Below are 17,084 nucleotides of genomic sequence, written 5' to 3' on the forward strand. Positions count from 1 at the left end.
TTTTATATGACTTGTAGAACGCTTAAAGCTTGGTCTCGCCGGGAATAGCCACGATAAAGGGCTTGTTGTTCTCCCAGTTCAGCGACTTCCCTGATACTTTAGTTGTTCCATCTGCATTATCGATTCCGCAAATAATCTGACTTCCCCATACACTCGTATAATAATAGGCATAGGATGGTGCTAAAACAGGGGCTTTACCATATTCCTTCGCAATGGGATGTCCGAATATTGCGGTAAAATCCGTTTTATCAGCCTCTTTTGAATGGTCCAAATCTGCTTCCCATACGACTGTTCTAATGTTGTCTTTAATCTCATAATACGATACAAAATGCCCGTAGATTTTGAAATATCCATCAGATCTGCCTTCAGGAAAATAATACGACATAGACAACGCTTCATTATCACCCGTTAATTGGGACGGTTCTCTTTCTTCAACCGGGAATTGTAAAGCAGCAATGCGGGAAACTACCAAGTCCCTACTATTATAATTCTGCACAAGCTTCGCATTTGCACGTTCCTGAACCCAGACAGTATTCGTAGTAGCATCTACCGTTACTCTTGCTCCAAGAGCTTCCGCAATAAATCTCAGCGGCACCGTAACTCTTCCATCCATGATGCTAGCAGGTGCATCCAGTTGTACAGATTCGGAGTTCTTCCACGCCGTTCGAGAACCCACAGCAAGCTTAATCTTCATGGAGTCTCTAACGATCGTTACTTGCTTTGTACGGGCTTCCCACTGAATAGAAGTATTCCTGAAGCTCTCAAAAGCCTTCAGCGGAACCATCGTCTGTCCAGAGACGATTTGCACGCCGTAATTCACGCTCGAATTATTCACCATTACCTTGAGCTTAGCATCTGCGGATACCGTTCCCATCGTACCTAAAGAAGCTAGCATAACTATTAATAGATAAAGTCCTGCCTTTCGCAACATCCCTTCCCCCCTCGCTAAACGTCCTTAACTATACCAAATTATGGTTACATTATAACATCTAGCCAAATCCCGGATTACAAAAATCTTTGTTTGATCTCCGGTGTTGGGAGTAGACACTGCTCATCGCGCCCGAACCAACGGTAACGATTCCTTGCAACATAGCGGTAGAGGGTATTCCGTATTGGGCGCGGCACTATAATGAAGATATACGCAGCAGGCCAAGGCCATCTCAATCTACGTGCAATCCGCAGTACAGCAGCCGACTCTGTATAATACACACCGTTCTCCAGCAATACAACTGTGTTCAACTGCCCAGGTTGAAGTCCAGCCTCACTCATTAGCTTAGCGGCAATTTCACTTTGTAAAGGGGCGAATAGAAATTTAGCCTTGGGATCACGCGGGATGATGAAACGAATCAAACCTTGGCAAAGATGACACACCCCATCGATTAACACAATGGACTTATTTTGCATAATGTTCAGCTCCTCGTACATAGCTCCCCCTCCCTATAAAGATAAGTGTATCGCATATTTTGGGTAAACAAAAACGCGGGATAGAAATCCCGCGCCAACATGTACCGTTCTTTAATTATTCAGCAATTGCCTTTTCAATCCATTGATCGCCGATCATTTGTCCTTCGAAATCAGCAGTGAATGCCTCCATGCATTTACAGATGAAATCTTTGCGGCAAATTGGACATGGAGTTTTAAGCAGGCGGCTGATGTTCGTCATTTTCCATTCCGGAACCCGATTATAAAACGCACGGCACTCCGTTCCATCAGCAAGCTTGATAATGAACTCGTACAATCCTTCCTTATCGTTGCTGCTGGCTTTGGTCACATTCGTAATATTCGGTCTGTAAGACATCTTCATCACCCATTATTTAAATTTTTGGTTGTAAATTGCACACGCAACATATTCTCAGATACTTAGACATATTAAAGAATTTTAAGAGTGATGTCAACCAAAGACGCCTAACACGGAGGCTATTTATTGCTCTTTTCTGATCAACGCCTTTATTCAGTCATTATTTCCATAAAATATATACAGATACATTTAATTTATGATCATTCATTTTACTGTGATTTGATAAACCGAATGGGCGTTAATGGTTCATAGAATTTTCTTATTTGGCTCACCCTCATAAATAGTGTACAATTAAATTGCGATAAATTAAAATTAGGAATTACAAAGGAGGTGGCATCCATGAGTATTTATGATTTTGAGGTCAACACTCTTCGGGGTGCAGAAGAATCATTGTCCAAGTACAAAGGTAAAGTACTCCTTGTTGTGAATACAGCTAGCAAATGTGGGTTTACGCCTCAGTATAAAGGGCTTCAGGAAGTGTACGAGAAATTTAAGGATCGTGGATTCGAAGTACTTGGTTTCCCAAGCAATCAGTTTGCTGGCCAAGAGCCTGGCGAAAGTGATGAAATTGCAGAATACTGCGAGATTAACTATGGGGTAACTTTTCCAATGTTCGAGAAGATTGATGTAAAAGGTGATGAAGCACACCCATTATTCAAATACTTATCAAAGGAAGCACCTGGTGTTCTAGGCTCAAAAAGCGTGAAATGGAACTTCACCAAGTTCCTGGTGGATCAAGAAGGCCGTGTCCTTAAGCGTTTTGCTCCTAAAACTACTCCTCAGCAGATCGAATCCTATATCTCCAAGCTTCTGAAATAATCCATTCAATAAGAAATTTAAAAAAAGGATACTGGCCACATCACTCAGCCCACTAGGTGATATGCGGTCAGTATCCTTTTTGTCATTATCCAAATACGAAAATACAGCTTTCCGATTGCTCGTTAAGCATAAAAAAGAAGCCTTGCATCGCAAGGCTTCTTTCGTCATTCTGTATGCGGTAGAGAGGACTCGAACCTCCACGGGTATACACCCACTACCCCCTCAAGATAGCGTGTCTGCCATTCCACCACTACCGCGCGGTGAGATAAAACATAAAACTTTGTTTGAGGTCAACATTCATTATTATAAATGTACTTCCCCGAAATGTAAAGGCGTTGATTTAAGAATTTTCGTCGGCCCATTTCTGCTTACGATATTCAGTGAATGCTAGGTATTCTTTAATGAATTCCTTTTCCTCTGGAAGCAATTCATTCGTTCGATCTTCATTCAACTTCGCTTCTCCGAAATCATAGTCCTCATTGCTCTCTTTCAATATTTCAGATGTATTTCTACCTAAAATAAGCCAGTCCAGACTTACATGAAAAAAAGCGCCGATCTCAATTAATTTATGTGTTCCCGGAGTAGATTTGCCCCGCTTCCAATCTCCCATATTACCTGTGCTTATATTTAACTGCTCGCAGAATGATTTCTTGGTGAGACCTTTTTGCTTAATTAAGTACTCTATACGTTCGTATATGGTCTGCATCCGTAAACCGCCCTTCACAAAAAAATAAAAAAAGACTTATTTAAGTAATTACCTATTGCGAAATAACGCAAAAAAGTATATAATTGGTGTTACTATGTATTATCCGATTATATCATATGGCTAGAGTGACGATAAGAGGCGCTCAGGTGACAAGTGTCTGATGTAATGCCGTCTGACCCCCTTAATTAACATGTCATCCCGAAGGATCTCTAGGAGGGAGCGGTGACTTTTGTCAAAATGCTTATCATCTTCCATTATCCATTCACTTGAATATCTGCCGCACAATGCAGTGGTCATCAACAGCCAAGGAGTTATCCAGTTCACCAACAGGAAGTGGAAAGCATTTAGTCATGAATACGGCCTCTCCCCTCACAAACAATGGATTGGAGCTTATTATTCGGAGCTTCTGCAAGATGTGATCATCGATTCCAATCAATGGGCCAAGCTTTATGATTCGGTGAAAATTATACTCCGCAGAGAGCAACAGATTTATACCTCTGAGTTGATCATACAAACCGCCTATAAAGGGACGCGAATCTTTCGTTTGGAAATCTATCCGCTGCTCTCTGATTATTACCTAGAAGCTGCTTTTATAATTTCTCTATATGATTTGGGTGTATTTATAGAAGGAACTAAGATGTCGGGGATCACAAGCATCTGTTCGACATGTCAGCCAACACAAGAGTTAATCCCCATCTGCGCTTCCTGCAAATCCATTCGAAATTCTAAGGATGAATGGATCAACATTGAACATTTTTTAAAACATCAGCTTTCTCTGCAATTCACCCATGATATTTGCCCAGACTGTGTCAGACAGCTCTATCCCCAATATGCAAGAGCCTTCAAGAACTAATCAACTTGTCTAACCCTATAAAAAAAAGTAAGAAAACCTCTGCGAAGCAAAGGATTTCTTACTTTTTTATTTGTATGCGGTAGAGAGGACTCGAACCTCCACGGGTATACACCCACTACCCCCTCAAGATAGCGTGTCTGCCATTCCACCACTACCGCATAATATGACCCGTATGGGATTCGAACCCATGTTACCTCCGTGAAAGGGAGGTGTCTTAACCCCTTGACCAACGGGCCTTAGCAAGGTTGTCTAACGTGACAACAAAAATTATGATACCAGAAATAATAAGACATGGCAAGCACTTTTTTTTCACACCACTTCAGCCTGTAGCATTCTTCGATTCTTCAATCATCTCTATCCATCTCTATATCCCAATCAGATCTAATTCTGACCTTTATCTCCTCATATTGTTCCCTGGAGTGCTGTGTATCTCATGAACATAAAGAAGCTTCCTTCTAGGACCATGATCCTCGAAACGAATAAGTTCGATAGAAAGATTCACACCGCAAGACCGTTATAATAAGACATTTCCCCTTGATGTGTAAACGAAAGTATAGCTGTCTGTGTAAGAACGAGAGATATTAAGGAGGCTGCTAGATTGGATATAACATTTGTGTCTCATTGTTACATACAAAAAAAAAGCTTATTCCCAACCGATAAACGGAAGGAGAATAGGCTGTAAGCTGTTCACATTTTCCCTTTTAATTCTAATTCTTTAATCTGCATCATATGGTGCCGGTCATGCGATATAAAATCCTTTAAATAGGACTCAAAGGAAAACCTTCCGTCAACATATTTTCCCGAGTATTTCCCCTCTTCAAGGCTACTTATACAATCTAATAGTAAGTTACGATACTTCATAGTCAATTCTATTAATTCATCTTTGGTTTTTGTCTTACCATATGTAACAGCATCATTATTGAATTGATCGTAATCAATAAGTTGAAGTGTTATCGCTTTATCACATGCTATCGGTTCTATCGTCGATTCATAGAAGTATTTATCCCATAAAATAATATGACTAACAACATCATGAATTGTCCATTTTCCTTCAGCGATGGGTGTTTTCCAATCTAAATCAATAATTTCTAGAACAAATCCATTCCATTCCTTAAACTGATTTAGCAAATCTGATCTGTTATTCATTGGCACATCTCCTTTTTTATCATCATAACCCTCTTGAAAGTATCCACATTTAATTGCGAGCAATATTAGTAACCCGCTTTACAAGAGATGATTTAGACATTATCAGATCTCCATCGTACTTATTAATTTACGCTAATTCCCCATAGCATTGCACATTCCTGACGTTCGAACAGCGTAGATAAACGAAGCTGTCAATCCAAGAGCTTATGGTCTGCAATGTGAATGCATTATTTGCTATTTTTTATATATGTAATCGATAAATCCTTGTCGTATCCATTCGCCTTCAAACTTTCTTTCAAGCACTCGATCTTCTTTATATATTAATTGCATATCATCAAACATAGAATCCGCTTCATGATAATCATAATAAGAGTGTATTACTAATTCGTCGTCTTCCAATTGTTCATACTGATTTTCTCCCAAATCCACTCCATCGCCGACTCGAAAATCCTTAAGGGTTAAAAAATTAACAAATAATAATCCACCAGGTTTTAGCACCCGTTTCAATTCATTTATTGCTTCTTTTACATCCTGTTTTCTCATATGAAAAATAGAGTTATAAGAATACACGAAACTCATCGACTCATCACTTATTGCCAACTGTCTCATGTCGCCCTGGTGTATGTTTAAATTCTGTCCTCTTTCTGCCGCGAACTGATTAGCTCTGTTCAATTGCTCAACATTCATTTCTATTCCGTATGTAGTGTAACCATAATTCGCAAACAAACTTAGTGGAGGCGTATCCCCTCCTGCCCCACAATCTAATATGGTCTTTTCCATGCCACTTTCATTACATAATGCCAAAAATCTGTACAATGGTATTTGTTTAAAAAGCTCCATAGTTGTTTCTCTCCTTTGATTATACTTCCTTGAATAAATTATCAAAATACTCTCTATGATAATTCACTATCCAATCATTATATTTAAAATAAAGAGGTCTTAATTGATCTTTAGAACTGGCATGAATGATACATCCTCTATCATCATACATATAAAAAATAATATCCTTATCTTTACTAATAAAATATACACTTTGACCTATTGAAGGTTCTCTCCCTTGCTCATAGTGACTAATACCTTCAAGTATTTCTATGTATGGAAAAGTAGAGACTAACCCCGCAGATACTTTAACCTGATATTCATGTTTAATTTCTAATCTTTTCCCCTCATCATCCTCATCTTCATCTTCATCTACTTCGAATAATGTTCTCTCTTCAATTATCTGTCCATTCATAAGCTTGTAAATATATTTAGATGTTGTATTTCCAAACATAGGATCATTTTGGTCACCCCAATCTTTGATCAGGACATAAATAAAATCATTTTGATTAAATGTTTCTTCAAATATTTTTACCACTCTTTTGTTTACTTGTTTAATTCTTCGTTTTGATCCATTTCGGAATGGTTCACCTAACTCAAATCTAATATGTATATCACTCTCAAAATCCGGAAAATTATTATCAATATATTCAAAAATTTCTTGTATCATTTGGCATCCGGTATTTCTTCTCTATTCTCATTGCAACAGTTGCAAGCGACACTCTCACAATTTTTTTTTGAGAGCTCTATTAGTGCATTTTTTGCAGTATCACTTACATTTTGATTTTGGTGATTTTCAAACAAAATAAAAACCGGGATATATTCTTTATTAAAAGTATTACTCAATGCATATAATGCATCTGCAAGAAGTTCAAATTCTATTTCTTCTATATGATCGGCTAAATAATCCAACTTATTTTTTGAGTAGTCATTTAGTAATTGTAGAATATCTTGTTTGATTTCTTTACAATGATCAAAGAGTAGGTGCTTTTCTAGGAGTAAGATGATTTCATCAAAATAAGACAATTCATAGCCGAAATATGGATCCAAGTACATGTCCAAACAAAATAATAGACTTCTCTTTTCAGAGACATCTTTATTATTCAAAAAATCGTTAATAGCAGTTGCCCCAGTAATTATGATATCTCGGTGTTTCTGAGTATAAGTTACATAACTAACTTCTCGTTCGTTCAAAAAAGAACACCTCTTTTCGTCCTTCCCACCAAAAATTATCAAAGCTGTTTAATGATTATCTCCAATTGCAAATAATATTTCGGTCCCTTGCTTCAGGTATTGCAAACCGAATAGCCGTTAGCTTCCACAGTGTGAATGCTGTGTTATTAGAAGAATTCCCTGAAAAGCACAAAATCACTTCATTGAATCCCCGCAATCCCAAAAGTCTCATTTATAACTTTCTCGTACTCATCCCATTTAAAATAAAAAGGCCCAACATCAATAGCTTTATTGCTGGGTTCCAGTTTGAAATCTCTCCATATGATAAGATCCTCTTCTTTCTCAATAAATACGGATATAAAGCCACACTCTTCATCTCCACACCAAGGGCAGACTAATATTGGGTATCTGTAGTACATATATTCATGCATTTGGTTTAATAAAAAATAGTTAATCATTTTCCTTTGATGCTCTTCACTCCCCCACCCGAGGGATGGAACCATGTCATGTCTTTTCAGCATTTGATAAAGAGACCTGCCATCAATTATTATGTCAGCAAATTTGGTATTTTTATTTCCTTCTTGATCCGGATCAAAACTATCATATCTACTTGAAGGTTTAGTTTGTAATTGATTTATAGTTTTCATGTTCCCTCCGTTAAATTTCTTTCAGTAATATGAATGTTGCGTTAGCTGATATAGCTGGATTCATGAAACTTAACAAGTAAACATTCGCCTTTTCCACTCTATTCACCTTCCAAAATATTGAATTTGATCACTGATAATTCAGATTAAAAAAGACAAATCACACATTCGTGTGATCTGTCCCGGTACTTCCTCAATTCCATATATATCACATTTAGCAACCGAAAATAATTTTACGTAACAAAAAAAGAGCCCCCATAATGGAAGCTCTTCTTATGTAATTCAGAACGGAGAGAGTGGGATTCGAACCCACGCACCGCTTACGCAGTCTAACCCCTTAGCAGAGGGTCCCCTTATAGCCACTTGGGTATCTCTCCATAAAAATGGCTCCCCGAACAGGACTCGAACCTGTGACAACTCGATTAACAGTCGAGTGCTCTACCAACTGAGCTATCAGGGAACATTAGAAGTAAATTAGAAGTGAACATGAATTAATTTATCATGATTTCAAGGTCTAGTCAAGCAGGTAAAATAATTTTTGTGATCGTTTTCAAATTCATGCATTATTTCTGCCATTAGCTAGATTTAAGAGGGGATCACTCCCCCCCTTTAGTTTATACGTAGCACCATTCCCCGTCTTGCGGAAGCTGTACTCGATCCTGTAGCTCCTCCTTCTCCAAGTGAGCTCTTAGCTTATCCCTGGTAACAAGGCAATGGTTGATGGCGTCCATGTGTACAGCGATCACCTTAGTAGAAGAAGCATATTCGCATAAGTCTACGACATCCTGCTCATTCATTGTGATATGACCTCCAGTTAAAAACTGCGCTCCACCAGCATTAACGATCGTCACCTCAGGTTTAAAGGCATCGAGTGCAATCTTCACCTCATCACACCAAATCGTGTCTCCTGCCAAATACACAACTGGTTCGTTTTCCGCCTGAAAGACAAACCCGGATACCTTCCCCATCAGCTTGCCAATCTCTCCGGTTCCATGCTGTCCACCGGTACGTGTTATAGTTACTCCTTGGAATGTCAGCTTATCGGTGATTTCCGAGACGTTCTCAAATCCCTGCTCTACTAGGGTATCCCTGTCCCCCTCCTGACAAAATAACGGTAGATTATGCGGCAGCAAGGAAACGGCAGCGGCATCCCAATGATCTGGATGAAGATGCGTGACTATTATTGCATTAGGATTCAGCCATTTGTCTACTGATCCCGGTAACGATACAAGCGGATTCCGACGGTCATTTTCCGTATTAAAAATGGGAGGATTAGCGCCCTGCTCACTCAACATAGGATCAATAAGAAATGTACTTCCCCCATACTCCATCCATAGGGTCGCGTTGCGAATATGCTGTATTTTCATCGTAAGCCCTTCTTTCTTTCAGATATCTTCTGCTACAATTAATTATAGTTGGACCTTGAAACAGAATACATTGAGATTGGAAAGAGATTGGCCTGTTCTACTTTCACGCAGAAAGGATTTTAAATAATGACGAGTTCTTATTCCATAGATGATGTGGATTTTCGCATCCTACAGCTTCTAATTGATGATTCCACGATCAGTCACAGAGACATTGGGCAGCAAGTGCATATGACAGGCCAAGCTGTGGGCGCACGTATTCGCAAAATGCAGGACACCGGAGTAATTGAAGGCTACACTGTCCGCTGGAATCCAGATAAAGTTGGTGAGGCGATCAATGCCTTTATAACGGTCTTTCTAGGTTCGAATACAGTACATCCAGCCTTTCAAACATTCGCAAAGCAGCATGACAGCGTAAAAGAAATGCATCGCGTCAGTGGAGAAGGCTGCTATTGGATACGTGTTCGTACGGGAAGCCAAGAGGATTTGAATAACTTTCTCGACGAGCTGCTGAAGTTCGGAAATTACAGAGTTAATCTATCGATGGGAAAGTTAAAATAATGCTGTGTCGCATAAGAAGCTACTATCGGACCCAGTTGACCTTATAGGCAACATAATCGCATATTTGGCATACTAACGGACCCCATAACCGCTATTGGCATGAAAATCACCAAATATGTTCAGGCAGACAGCCTTCGTCCAAAAAAACGCAGAGCAGCGATTCTCCAATTACCGGAGAATCGCTGCTCTTTTAGTAGAAAATTAATTCAATAATCTGGCGGCTTTAAGTAATCTAGTTAGGATCACGGCTGCCTCTGCACGGCTAGTATCACTGCCAGGCGCAAAGCTATCTGCCGATTGGCCTTTCATGATTCCTTTTGCTGTTAAGAAATTCACAGCCTCTTTAGCCCAAGAAGAAATAGCAGATGAATCTGTAAATACATTTGTCGCAGGGTTAGCTCCCGATTCTCCTGCTCCAAGGTTTAACAGCTTCAGTGCCCTAGCTGCCATAACAGCCATTTGCTCCCGTGTAATAGGGGCGTTCGGACGGAAGGTTCCATCCTCATAGCCTTGAACCAGTCCTAAGGCTGCCGCAGCTTTGGTGTCTGCAGCATACCATGATAAATCAGACACATCACTGAAGGTCTTCGTTGTGTTCGCAGCGGCTAGGCCAAAAGAGCGAATTAGCATAGTCGCGAACTCAGCACGACTAACAGACTTCTGAGGTGCAAAGTTATCTGTGGATTGTCCGGTCAAGATCAGTCGACTGGCAAGCGTTTCGATCTCGTTCTTTGCCCAGTGTGAAGAAATATCTCCAAAAGTTACAGGGTGTTGTGCAACGACGAATATCCCGCTAGCACTGCTGCTCTTAACAGTAACCTTGGTCATCCCACCTACGAGCTCGAATAATGCAGGTACATAACGGAAAGAACCCGTCTGCTCATCGTAAATAAGGACTACTCCCGTCTTTGCAACCAGTGCTCCCTCCATCATAAATGTACGATCTACATACGTAGTGCCGAACCCATTAGCAGGTACAGTGTTTTTGCCATCTGTGACCTTTAAGGTGACACTTGCCGGAGTTCCTTGCACATTAAAACCTTGCTGCTTAGCCTTGGCAAGCAGTTGTTCCAATCCTTTTCCGCTTAGCGGATTTAGTTGGAACTCTAAAGTGCCTGCCGGCATTTGTGCAGCTTTCAGCACGCTCTCCACGAGTCCTAACGGGAAGCGATAGCTCATATCGCCACTGGCAATGAGAAGCACCGCATTCGGGCTAAGTGCTGCTGCATTGCGTAGAGCTTCTGCGCTAAAGCGAGCTATACCATCTCCGTTAGCTGAAATCTCGATAAGAGCTTGCCCAGCAGTCGCCTTAGCTTTTAGCTGCGCATCATGATTAGCAGCTGGTGTTGGCGTTGGTATAGCGACAGGTGCAACAGGATTTACTGACCCCGCCGGATCAGGAGTACTCGTTGGTTCAGTCGGATCCACAGGATCCGTCCCACCATTAGGTAACACCACCTCAACTGTATACACCCTCTTATCGTTGCCAACAGTTACCGTGAAGTCTGTGCTTCCCGCTTTAACTCCATGAATACTGTTGTTTGTAAAAGTAGCAATGTCACTGCTCATAAAATTAAGTGTAGCTTGTGTAGTAATATCCGCTCCTTCTTTGTCCAACACCTGAAGAACAGCTGACTTTCCTTGTTCTAGTACAACAGGTCCGCTCTGTCCATCTGCTAACTTGATGGAGAAAGGTTTAACAGCTGTGGCTATCCCTTGGTTCTGTTCAATGATGCTAAATTCAGGAGATGCATTGGACAGGAGGTTCATCCGTTCACCACGAATAATCAAGTTGTCGACGAGCAGGTTACCTTTCAAATTTTTCGTTACTTCTATACCGCTCGCACCTGCACCGTCTAATACATTATTCGTCAGAACAACTCCATCAATCGTCGTGAGGGCACTTCCCTCCAGATTACCGTGGGCAATCAGGCCAGAATAGGTGCTGTCGAGCGCCGTATTGTTACGGATGAGTACTTTTCCTTTTAGGTCGCTCTCACCAGCGTACAGCCATAACGCACCGAGGTTTACCCCGTAGCCCGAATCATAACTACCTGTGCGAAGCAATGTATTCCGCTCAACGATAGTCGTTCCTTGGAACGGCTCTGCGGAGAAGCGGGTAGATACAGCGATCCCGGCTCCGTTAGTTACAGTATCTTTTACCACGTTATCTTGAACTTTGTTATCTTTACCACCGAAGACCACAATGTTATCGGCCAACCATGGCAGTGAGACGTTATTAAAACGTGCCGTATTGTTATAGCTAAATGTCCGTTCCGCGCCATTCACTTCATTCAATTTGGCATCTGTGAACGACCACATCGCAATACCATCATCCCCTGGATAGCGGATGTCACTTTGTTCCATCATGCTGTTGCCAGTGCCTACAGCAAAGTTAATTCCATCCGCCATTAGATTGCGGATTCGAAGACCTGCCATATACAGACCATTCGTGCGAGCCTTCTCACCAATAGGTTGTGTTAACCACAAGCCTGCTTTGGTATGTTCAATCCATACGTTCTGAATGACCGAGCCTTGGCCAAAAGCACCATGGAAGGCGTTAGTGAACGCTTCATCGTCCCGTACATTAATGCCACCTTCAATCAATAGATCGTATACACCAACCTTACCACCGTGACCGTAAAATTTGGCGCCATTCAGAACCGTATACCACATGCCTGCTCCACGGATTTCGGCTGTATCCAGATCCAGCAGACCCTCTCCGACATTAAAGGTACCTACCGGGAACCAAACCCCTTTCCCTGTTGCCTTCGCTTCGGCAAGCGCTGCCTTAAAGGCTGCGGTATCATCTCCCTCATCATTGGCTACTGCTCCAAAATCCGTTACAGAAATAAAGCCGTCAGGGCGAGTCATCTCAGGGGCTACCTGCTCCATATCCACCAAGTCGATGACGTATGAAGTCGCTTGGTCTCCTGTTCCCTTCTCTAAACGAATGGTTACTCCGGCAGGAGCATCGCCAATCAGAGCATGAATTTCATCAAAGAAGCGATGTCCACTACCTTGACGAGGATCATTTGACCATGGGTAGCTACCATATTCCCAAGCATATTTTGAAGTCAAATTAAGCTGTTTCTTAACTCCATTTACATATAGAGTCAATGTTTCTTCAGCACCAGCACCATCCGAACTGTCCGGAATGGAATAGCGCAGAACAATAGAATTAGCTGCTTCTGCAAGCTTGAACTCTATATAGTCCCCAGTATTCTTCAAGGCGACGGCTTGTCGTCCAGAAGCCTCAGAAGCCATAGTGCGATATTTCCGCGAAGGACCGATTAGTGTTCCGTTAGTCACTGCATCCTCAGCTTCATAGCTAATATAAGGAACTGTTGCCCCACGGTAAACTTTGTTCACGCTATTTTTTACTGTCAGGCTATCAATACTTACTTTATTCCAATCGATATTGTCGTTGCTTAGAGAAACGCTGTTGATTCCTGCACGCAGCTGCAGCTTCACCTGTACAGTCTTCCAAGAGGAAGTCTTGACCACGTTAACTTTATCTGACTCCTTCAGGCCGTTCACCTCAAGCAACAGATCTGTTACATCACTGGAAGTATTCTTGTAACGAACAACGGCATCATATTCACCGGCTTGCTGGGCATTGACTGCAAACCGTATAACATGATCTCCTTGGAATGCTTCTTCTCCTGTATAAATAGCATCTGTAGGGATAGGCAGGAAGCTCCAAAGAGTGCTATCGGTTCCCACAGCAGAACCAAGTTGAACAGCTAATGCGTCGTGAGTAAGATATGCTGTTTTATCCCCACTTAGCAGGAGCTTGTAGCCTAATTTCTCTTCCAGCGTCCACTGGGAACGTTCTGTTTCCCCAGAAGCTAACAAGACGGCTTGGTCTGCTTCATTTAAAGAAAGATAATGTTTGGTCTGAACATTCATTATGCGTTTACGTCCATTTACATCTTGGACGATCCATTGGGAGTGAGCCGCCGTGTCGGAGGCTTCTGCATATACGAGTGTCCCTTCTTGTTCAGCCAATACTTTACCAGTCAGCCCTTTCGGCACGATCGTTATAATGTTGGTATCATTCTGAACTGGAGTTGTTGTATTGTTATTGCGCAGTTCTCCAGACGGAGTAGTAAACTCCTGCTGAGCCACTTCAAGTGTCCATTGAGCTAAGCCGTCACTCTCTAGTAGGAGCGCACGTTTAGCATATCCTGTCTTATTCGCAATGTTTATTAATTCATCGTCGTATTCTCCATAGAGACTACGAATGGTGTAGTGCGTATAATCGGAAGCCAAGCTTACTTCCCAAGAAGATGCTCCGTCTATAGCCGGTTCCGCGCTACTGCTCTCCAAGTATGAATAATCTCCATTCAATGTTAAATAATGGCCTGTTGCTCGATTGATAATCGTCTGTTTGCCGTCCTGTACAGATATATTCCAATGTGAGAATCCATTCTCTGCTGACGGCTGCCCGTACAGAACAACTCCGTGCTCATTCTCGTATAAATACTCCCCACTGCTTGCATTCTTAAATCTTACAGGGTAAGCAGGGATCGGTGGCGCAATCGCTTCAACGGCTTCAGCGGCAAAATGAGCACTGTTTCTATCCGCTGCATCGGGAGCCTTACTGATCTTTATAATCGGATTCCCATTCTCATCAGAAGCCCCATACATATAGTGGCCAGCCCATCCACTCTTGAAAGTAGTCAGACCTGAAGGCTGCATATCCACAATCCACTTAATGCTGCCCCATACATCATAGACGGTTTGCAGTGTCTGAACGGCAACATTAGGCTCAATCTCATCTACTGCACCACCTATATGCTCCAGGGAGAGGTAACGTCCAGTACCTTTATTTTTAATCTTCACAGATCCATTGCTGCCAGCTATTTCTTGCAGCTGCCAGACAAAGGTATCGTCATTCATATCAAGTGAACCATAAGTAGCCTGACCTACTGTTACATCCTCGTTCGCAGCAGCTAAAGCTACAGGATTTGGATCAGCGGTTGCAGATTCGGACTTATCCTGCGGCACCACTGCTTCAGTGTCCTGCGAATCATAGACAGCTTCGGTGACAGTCTTAGATTCTAGCAATTTCTCTAGTACATCTGGAGAAGTCAACAAAGGACCATCCTTAAGATATTGATCCTCACCATTTACAGCGTCTAGCTTGAAGCGGAACAAGTCCGGCTTTTTTTCAGTAACCGTAACAAATCGCCACTGTGGGCTGCCCCAGCCTGGATTGATCACACCATACTCGGCGTATTTAGTGAGATTTTGAAGTGAAATGAACTTCTCAGGGAATTTATTTGGTTCCTTGTCGAGAACACTGCTGATTACGTATGTGTTGTCGCCAATATTTTTACCTGTCCAGATAAATTCTCGCTCCACATTATTCCTGTCTGGAAGCTCAGTGACCTGGATATGGCCATCTGGCATATTCATTGTGTTAATATAGTGGCCTGTTTTCTTGTTCTTGAATAACTTACGGCCATTATATTTCTCAATCAGCCATTGATCGGAGCCATCCTTTTGCAGATTTCCATATTTCAAGAGACCATCAGCAGATTCATACCAATAAAAAGACTTCCAGCCATTTTGAATACGATAATATGGAATGGTGCCATCTGTTGGTGTGTTAGGGTCTAGAAGCTGCCACTGGGCGCTTAATGAAGTCGCATCCCCACTTGCTCCAGCACTGTCTCCACCCAAGGTAGATAGATAGATGCCTTTGCTCTCTACATTTTCTAGTGTCAGATAATCATCATAATCATCAGAATCTTTAAAATTCCATTGATCCGATGGTTGGCTTCCGCTGATCTGCTCAGCCTTGGCTGTGCCATCACTATACGAAAGGTAATGATTAGTTGCTGCATTACGGATACGTTTATTACCGTCATAATCCTCTATATACCATAGATAATCGGATGAATCAGCAGTATCTGGAGCAATTAATCCGTGCTTAAGTGCACCGTTTGCGGATTCATACAAGAAATCTGTAGCTACTTGTGCATCTGTATAAGTTGCCAAGCGTACCGGCTGCAACTCGGAAATAGGGACAACTGTCCACTGGGCATTATGACTGGTTGCTTCACCCGGCCAGCTGTTAGAGCGCACGTTGTTATCTTCCTCAAACTGAGGATTCAGCCATAAAGGCTTAATTCCGTCGGTTAATCCTTTATTACTTAAGGTAATAAAACCCGCTCCATCCGCGCCTGGTGCATCTTCTTTCACCCATTCACTTAGCATCACCTTGTCCGGATCGATTTCTTGCGAAAAGACTCCAGCCCAAGTCACTTCATTTTGCTTAATATAATGACCCGTCTCACGGTTTCGAATCATTAGTGTTCCGTCGTCCGTACCCGGCTCAAGAAACCACTGGGCAGCCTCATTCTTCAAAGGCTGTTTACCGTAAAGTACATTTCCTTTCTCCTCATACATCACCTGACCGGGACGCATCCGGCTTTCCAACCGTACAGGTACTGTTCCTGCGTTAGGATCGATAAAAGCCCACTGTGGACTCTCAAACGTAATATTGATATCCGAGCTTACTTGCGCATAACCAAGCTGATTCTCCTCGTGGATAACCAGCTTACTCTCAGGCACGCTCGCGCTTCGGATGATCATGTATCCGTTTCTATTGGAAGTATCGATCAACCATTGATCCGTAACACTTCCAGCTCCTTGGAGATCTGCCGCCTTAAGTGTATCCTCTTTGCCGTTATTACCAGCCATTGTAATGTAGTGGCCCGTCTTCATATTCTTAATTCGTGACAGACCATTTACCGTCTCCACTGTCCAATGCGATGATGTGTCCGCTGGATTGGTCATGCCATAACGCACGATACCATCAGACGTTTCATATAAGAAATTATTTTTCCACTTATTCTTGATGAGTACTGTCCCTGATGGAATTAGCCCTGCGCCTGTTCCTCCAACCCCTTCTGCTCCTACGGAACCGCTACCGATTCCCATCACAGGCAAGCTTGAGAAAATCAGCAGCATCGCGAGCAGACCCGCCATCGCGGACCTGAATCGTTTCATAAATGTGCCCCCTCTACCTAATATGGACTTCCCTTCCATCTTAAGTTGGTAACGCTTACAAAACGATGTGTGATTTTATCCAGAAAAAGGTGTATTTGTACGTATCTCCCGAAAGGTCTGAGCGCTACTGAAAATTGACAAATCTGCTGAACCCTAAGATAGTTAATTTAATTAGAAA

The 17,084-nt window shown here is 42.0% G+C and carries 14 protein-coding genes and 5 tRNA genes; 3 read left to right on the plus strand and 16 right to left on the minus strand.

All coding sequences use genetic code 11. The features are described from left to right. Positions 1 to 22: 22 nt before the first annotated feature. From PAENI_RS10560 to PAENI_RS10570, 3 genes are all read right to left on the minus strand, one after another. Positions 23 to 931, minus strand: coding sequence for a copper amine oxidase N-terminal domain-containing protein (locus tag PAENI_RS10560; RefSeq protein WP_149645197.1), 909 nt, complete (start codon positions 929 to 931; stop codon positions 23 to 25). 74 nt (positions 932 to 1,005) lie between these two features. Then, complete coding sequence (locus tag PAENI_RS10565; protein WP_149645198.1) at positions 1,006 to 1,425, minus strand: thiol-disulfide oxidoreductase DCC family protein; 420 nt, start codon at positions 1,423 to 1,425, stop codon at positions 1,006 to 1,008. A 94-nt stretch (positions 1,426 to 1,519) separates the two neighbouring features. Continuing rightward, positions 1,520 to 1,798, minus strand: a complete 279-nt coding sequence (locus tag PAENI_RS10570; protein ID WP_149645199.1) for a hypothetical protein — start codon at positions 1,796 to 1,798, stop codon at positions 1,520 to 1,522. A 339-nt stretch (positions 1,799 to 2,137) separates the two neighbouring features. Here PAENI_RS10570 and PAENI_RS10575 point away from each other — a divergent pair, with 339 nt between their 5' ends. Further along, positions 2,138 to 2,617 carry a glutathione peroxidase gene (locus PAENI_RS10575; protein WP_042124801.1) on the plus strand — a complete coding sequence of 160 codons (480 nt, stop codon included), beginning with the start codon at positions 2,138 to 2,140 and terminating at the stop codon, positions 2,615 to 2,617. A gap of 174 nt (positions 2,618 to 2,791) precedes the next feature. On the opposite strand, the gene PAENI_RS10580 is transcribed toward PAENI_RS10575, so the two are convergent. Both PAENI_RS10580 and PAENI_RS10585 read right to left on the minus strand, forming a co-directional pair. Continuing rightward, positions 2,792 to 2,874, minus strand: a tRNA-Leu gene (locus PAENI_RS10580). Between the two features lie 83 nt (positions 2,875 to 2,957). Further along, positions 2,958 to 3,323, minus strand: coding sequence for a helix-turn-helix domain-containing protein (locus PAENI_RS10585; RefSeq protein ID WP_149645200.1), 366 nt, complete (start codon positions 3,321 to 3,323; stop codon positions 2,958 to 2,960). A 229-nt stretch (positions 3,324 to 3,552) separates the two neighbouring features. On the opposite strand from PAENI_RS10585, the gene PAENI_RS10590 reads away from it, so the two are divergent. Beyond that, positions 3,553 to 4,176, plus strand: coding sequence for a nitrogen regulation protein NR(II) (locus PAENI_RS10590; RefSeq protein ID WP_149645201.1), 624 nt, complete (start codon positions 3,553 to 3,555; stop codon positions 4,174 to 4,176). Positions 4,177 to 4,251: 75 nt separating this feature from the next. On the opposite strand, the gene PAENI_RS10595 is transcribed toward PAENI_RS10590, so the two are convergent. The 10 genes from PAENI_RS10595 to PAENI_RS10640 all read right to left on the minus strand — a co-directional run bounded on the left by PAENI_RS10595 (position 4,252) and on the right by PAENI_RS10640 (position 9,325). Beyond that, a tRNA-Leu gene (locus tag PAENI_RS10595) sits at positions 4,252 to 4,334 on the minus strand. Between the two features lie 6 nt (positions 4,335 to 4,340). After that, positions 4,341 to 4,412 (minus strand) — tRNA-Glu (locus PAENI_RS10600). A gap of 451 nt (positions 4,413 to 4,863) precedes the next feature. Next, positions 4,864 to 5,322: a DinB family protein gene (locus PAENI_RS10605; protein ID WP_076284052.1), complete on the minus strand. Its 459-nt coding sequence runs from the start codon at positions 5,320 to 5,322 to the stop codon at positions 4,864 to 4,866. A 234-nt stretch (positions 5,323 to 5,556) separates the two neighbouring features. Continuing rightward, complete coding sequence (locus PAENI_RS10610) at positions 5,557 to 6,162, minus strand: class I SAM-dependent methyltransferase (protein ID WP_149645202.1); 606 nt, start codon at positions 6,160 to 6,162, stop codon at positions 5,557 to 5,559. Between the two features lie 19 nt (positions 6,163 to 6,181). Continuing rightward, positions 6,182 to 6,811 (minus strand): DUF3885 domain-containing protein, encoded by a 630-nt coding sequence (locus PAENI_RS10615; RefSeq protein ID WP_149645203.1) that lies wholly within the window; start codon positions 6,809 to 6,811, stop codon positions 6,182 to 6,184. Next, positions 6,808 to 7,335: a hypothetical protein gene (locus PAENI_RS10620; RefSeq protein ID WP_149645204.1), complete on the minus strand. Its 528-nt coding sequence runs from the start codon at positions 7,333 to 7,335 to the stop codon at positions 6,808 to 6,810. The genes PAENI_RS10615 and PAENI_RS10620 overlap by 4 nt, the downstream gene beginning before the upstream one ends. A 179-nt stretch (positions 7,336 to 7,514) precedes the next feature. Next, positions 7,515 to 7,961: an oxidoreductase gene (locus tag PAENI_RS10625; protein WP_149645205.1), complete on the minus strand. Its 447-nt coding sequence runs from the start codon at positions 7,959 to 7,961 to the stop codon at positions 7,515 to 7,517. 285 nt (positions 7,962 to 8,246) lie between these two features. Beyond that, positions 8,247 to 8,335, minus strand: a tRNA-Ser gene (locus PAENI_RS10630). A 7-nt stretch (positions 8,336 to 8,342) separates the two neighbouring features. Continuing rightward, a tRNA-Asn gene (locus tag PAENI_RS10635) sits at positions 8,343 to 8,418 on the minus strand. Positions 8,419 to 8,572: 154 nt separating this feature from the next. Continuing rightward, on the minus strand, positions 8,573 to 9,325 hold the full coding sequence (locus PAENI_RS10640; RefSeq protein WP_149645206.1) for an MBL fold metallo-hydrolase: 753 nt from the start codon (positions 9,323 to 9,325) through the stop codon (positions 8,573 to 8,575). Between the two features lie 126 nt (positions 9,326 to 9,451). Between PAENI_RS10640 and PAENI_RS10645 the strand changes: the two genes are divergently transcribed. After that, positions 9,452 to 9,883 (plus strand): Lrp/AsnC family transcriptional regulator, encoded by a 432-nt coding sequence (locus tag PAENI_RS10645; protein ID WP_149645207.1) that lies wholly within the window; start codon positions 9,452 to 9,454, stop codon positions 9,881 to 9,883. Positions 9,884 to 10,084: 201 nt separating this feature from the next. Here the strand turns inward: PAENI_RS10645 and PAENI_RS10650 are convergent, their stop codons facing one another. Further along, positions 10,085 to 16,906 (minus strand): S-layer homology domain-containing protein, encoded by a 6,822-nt coding sequence (locus tag PAENI_RS10650; protein WP_188114521.1) that lies wholly within the window; start codon positions 16,904 to 16,906, stop codon positions 10,085 to 10,087. Positions 16,907 to 17,084 lie beyond the last annotated feature (178 nt).

Source organism: Paenibacillus sp. B2(2019) (assembly GCF_008370385.1).
In the GTDB taxonomy this organism is placed as follows: Bacteria; Bacillota; Bacilli; order Paenibacillales; family Paenibacillaceae; genus Paenibacillus_AQ.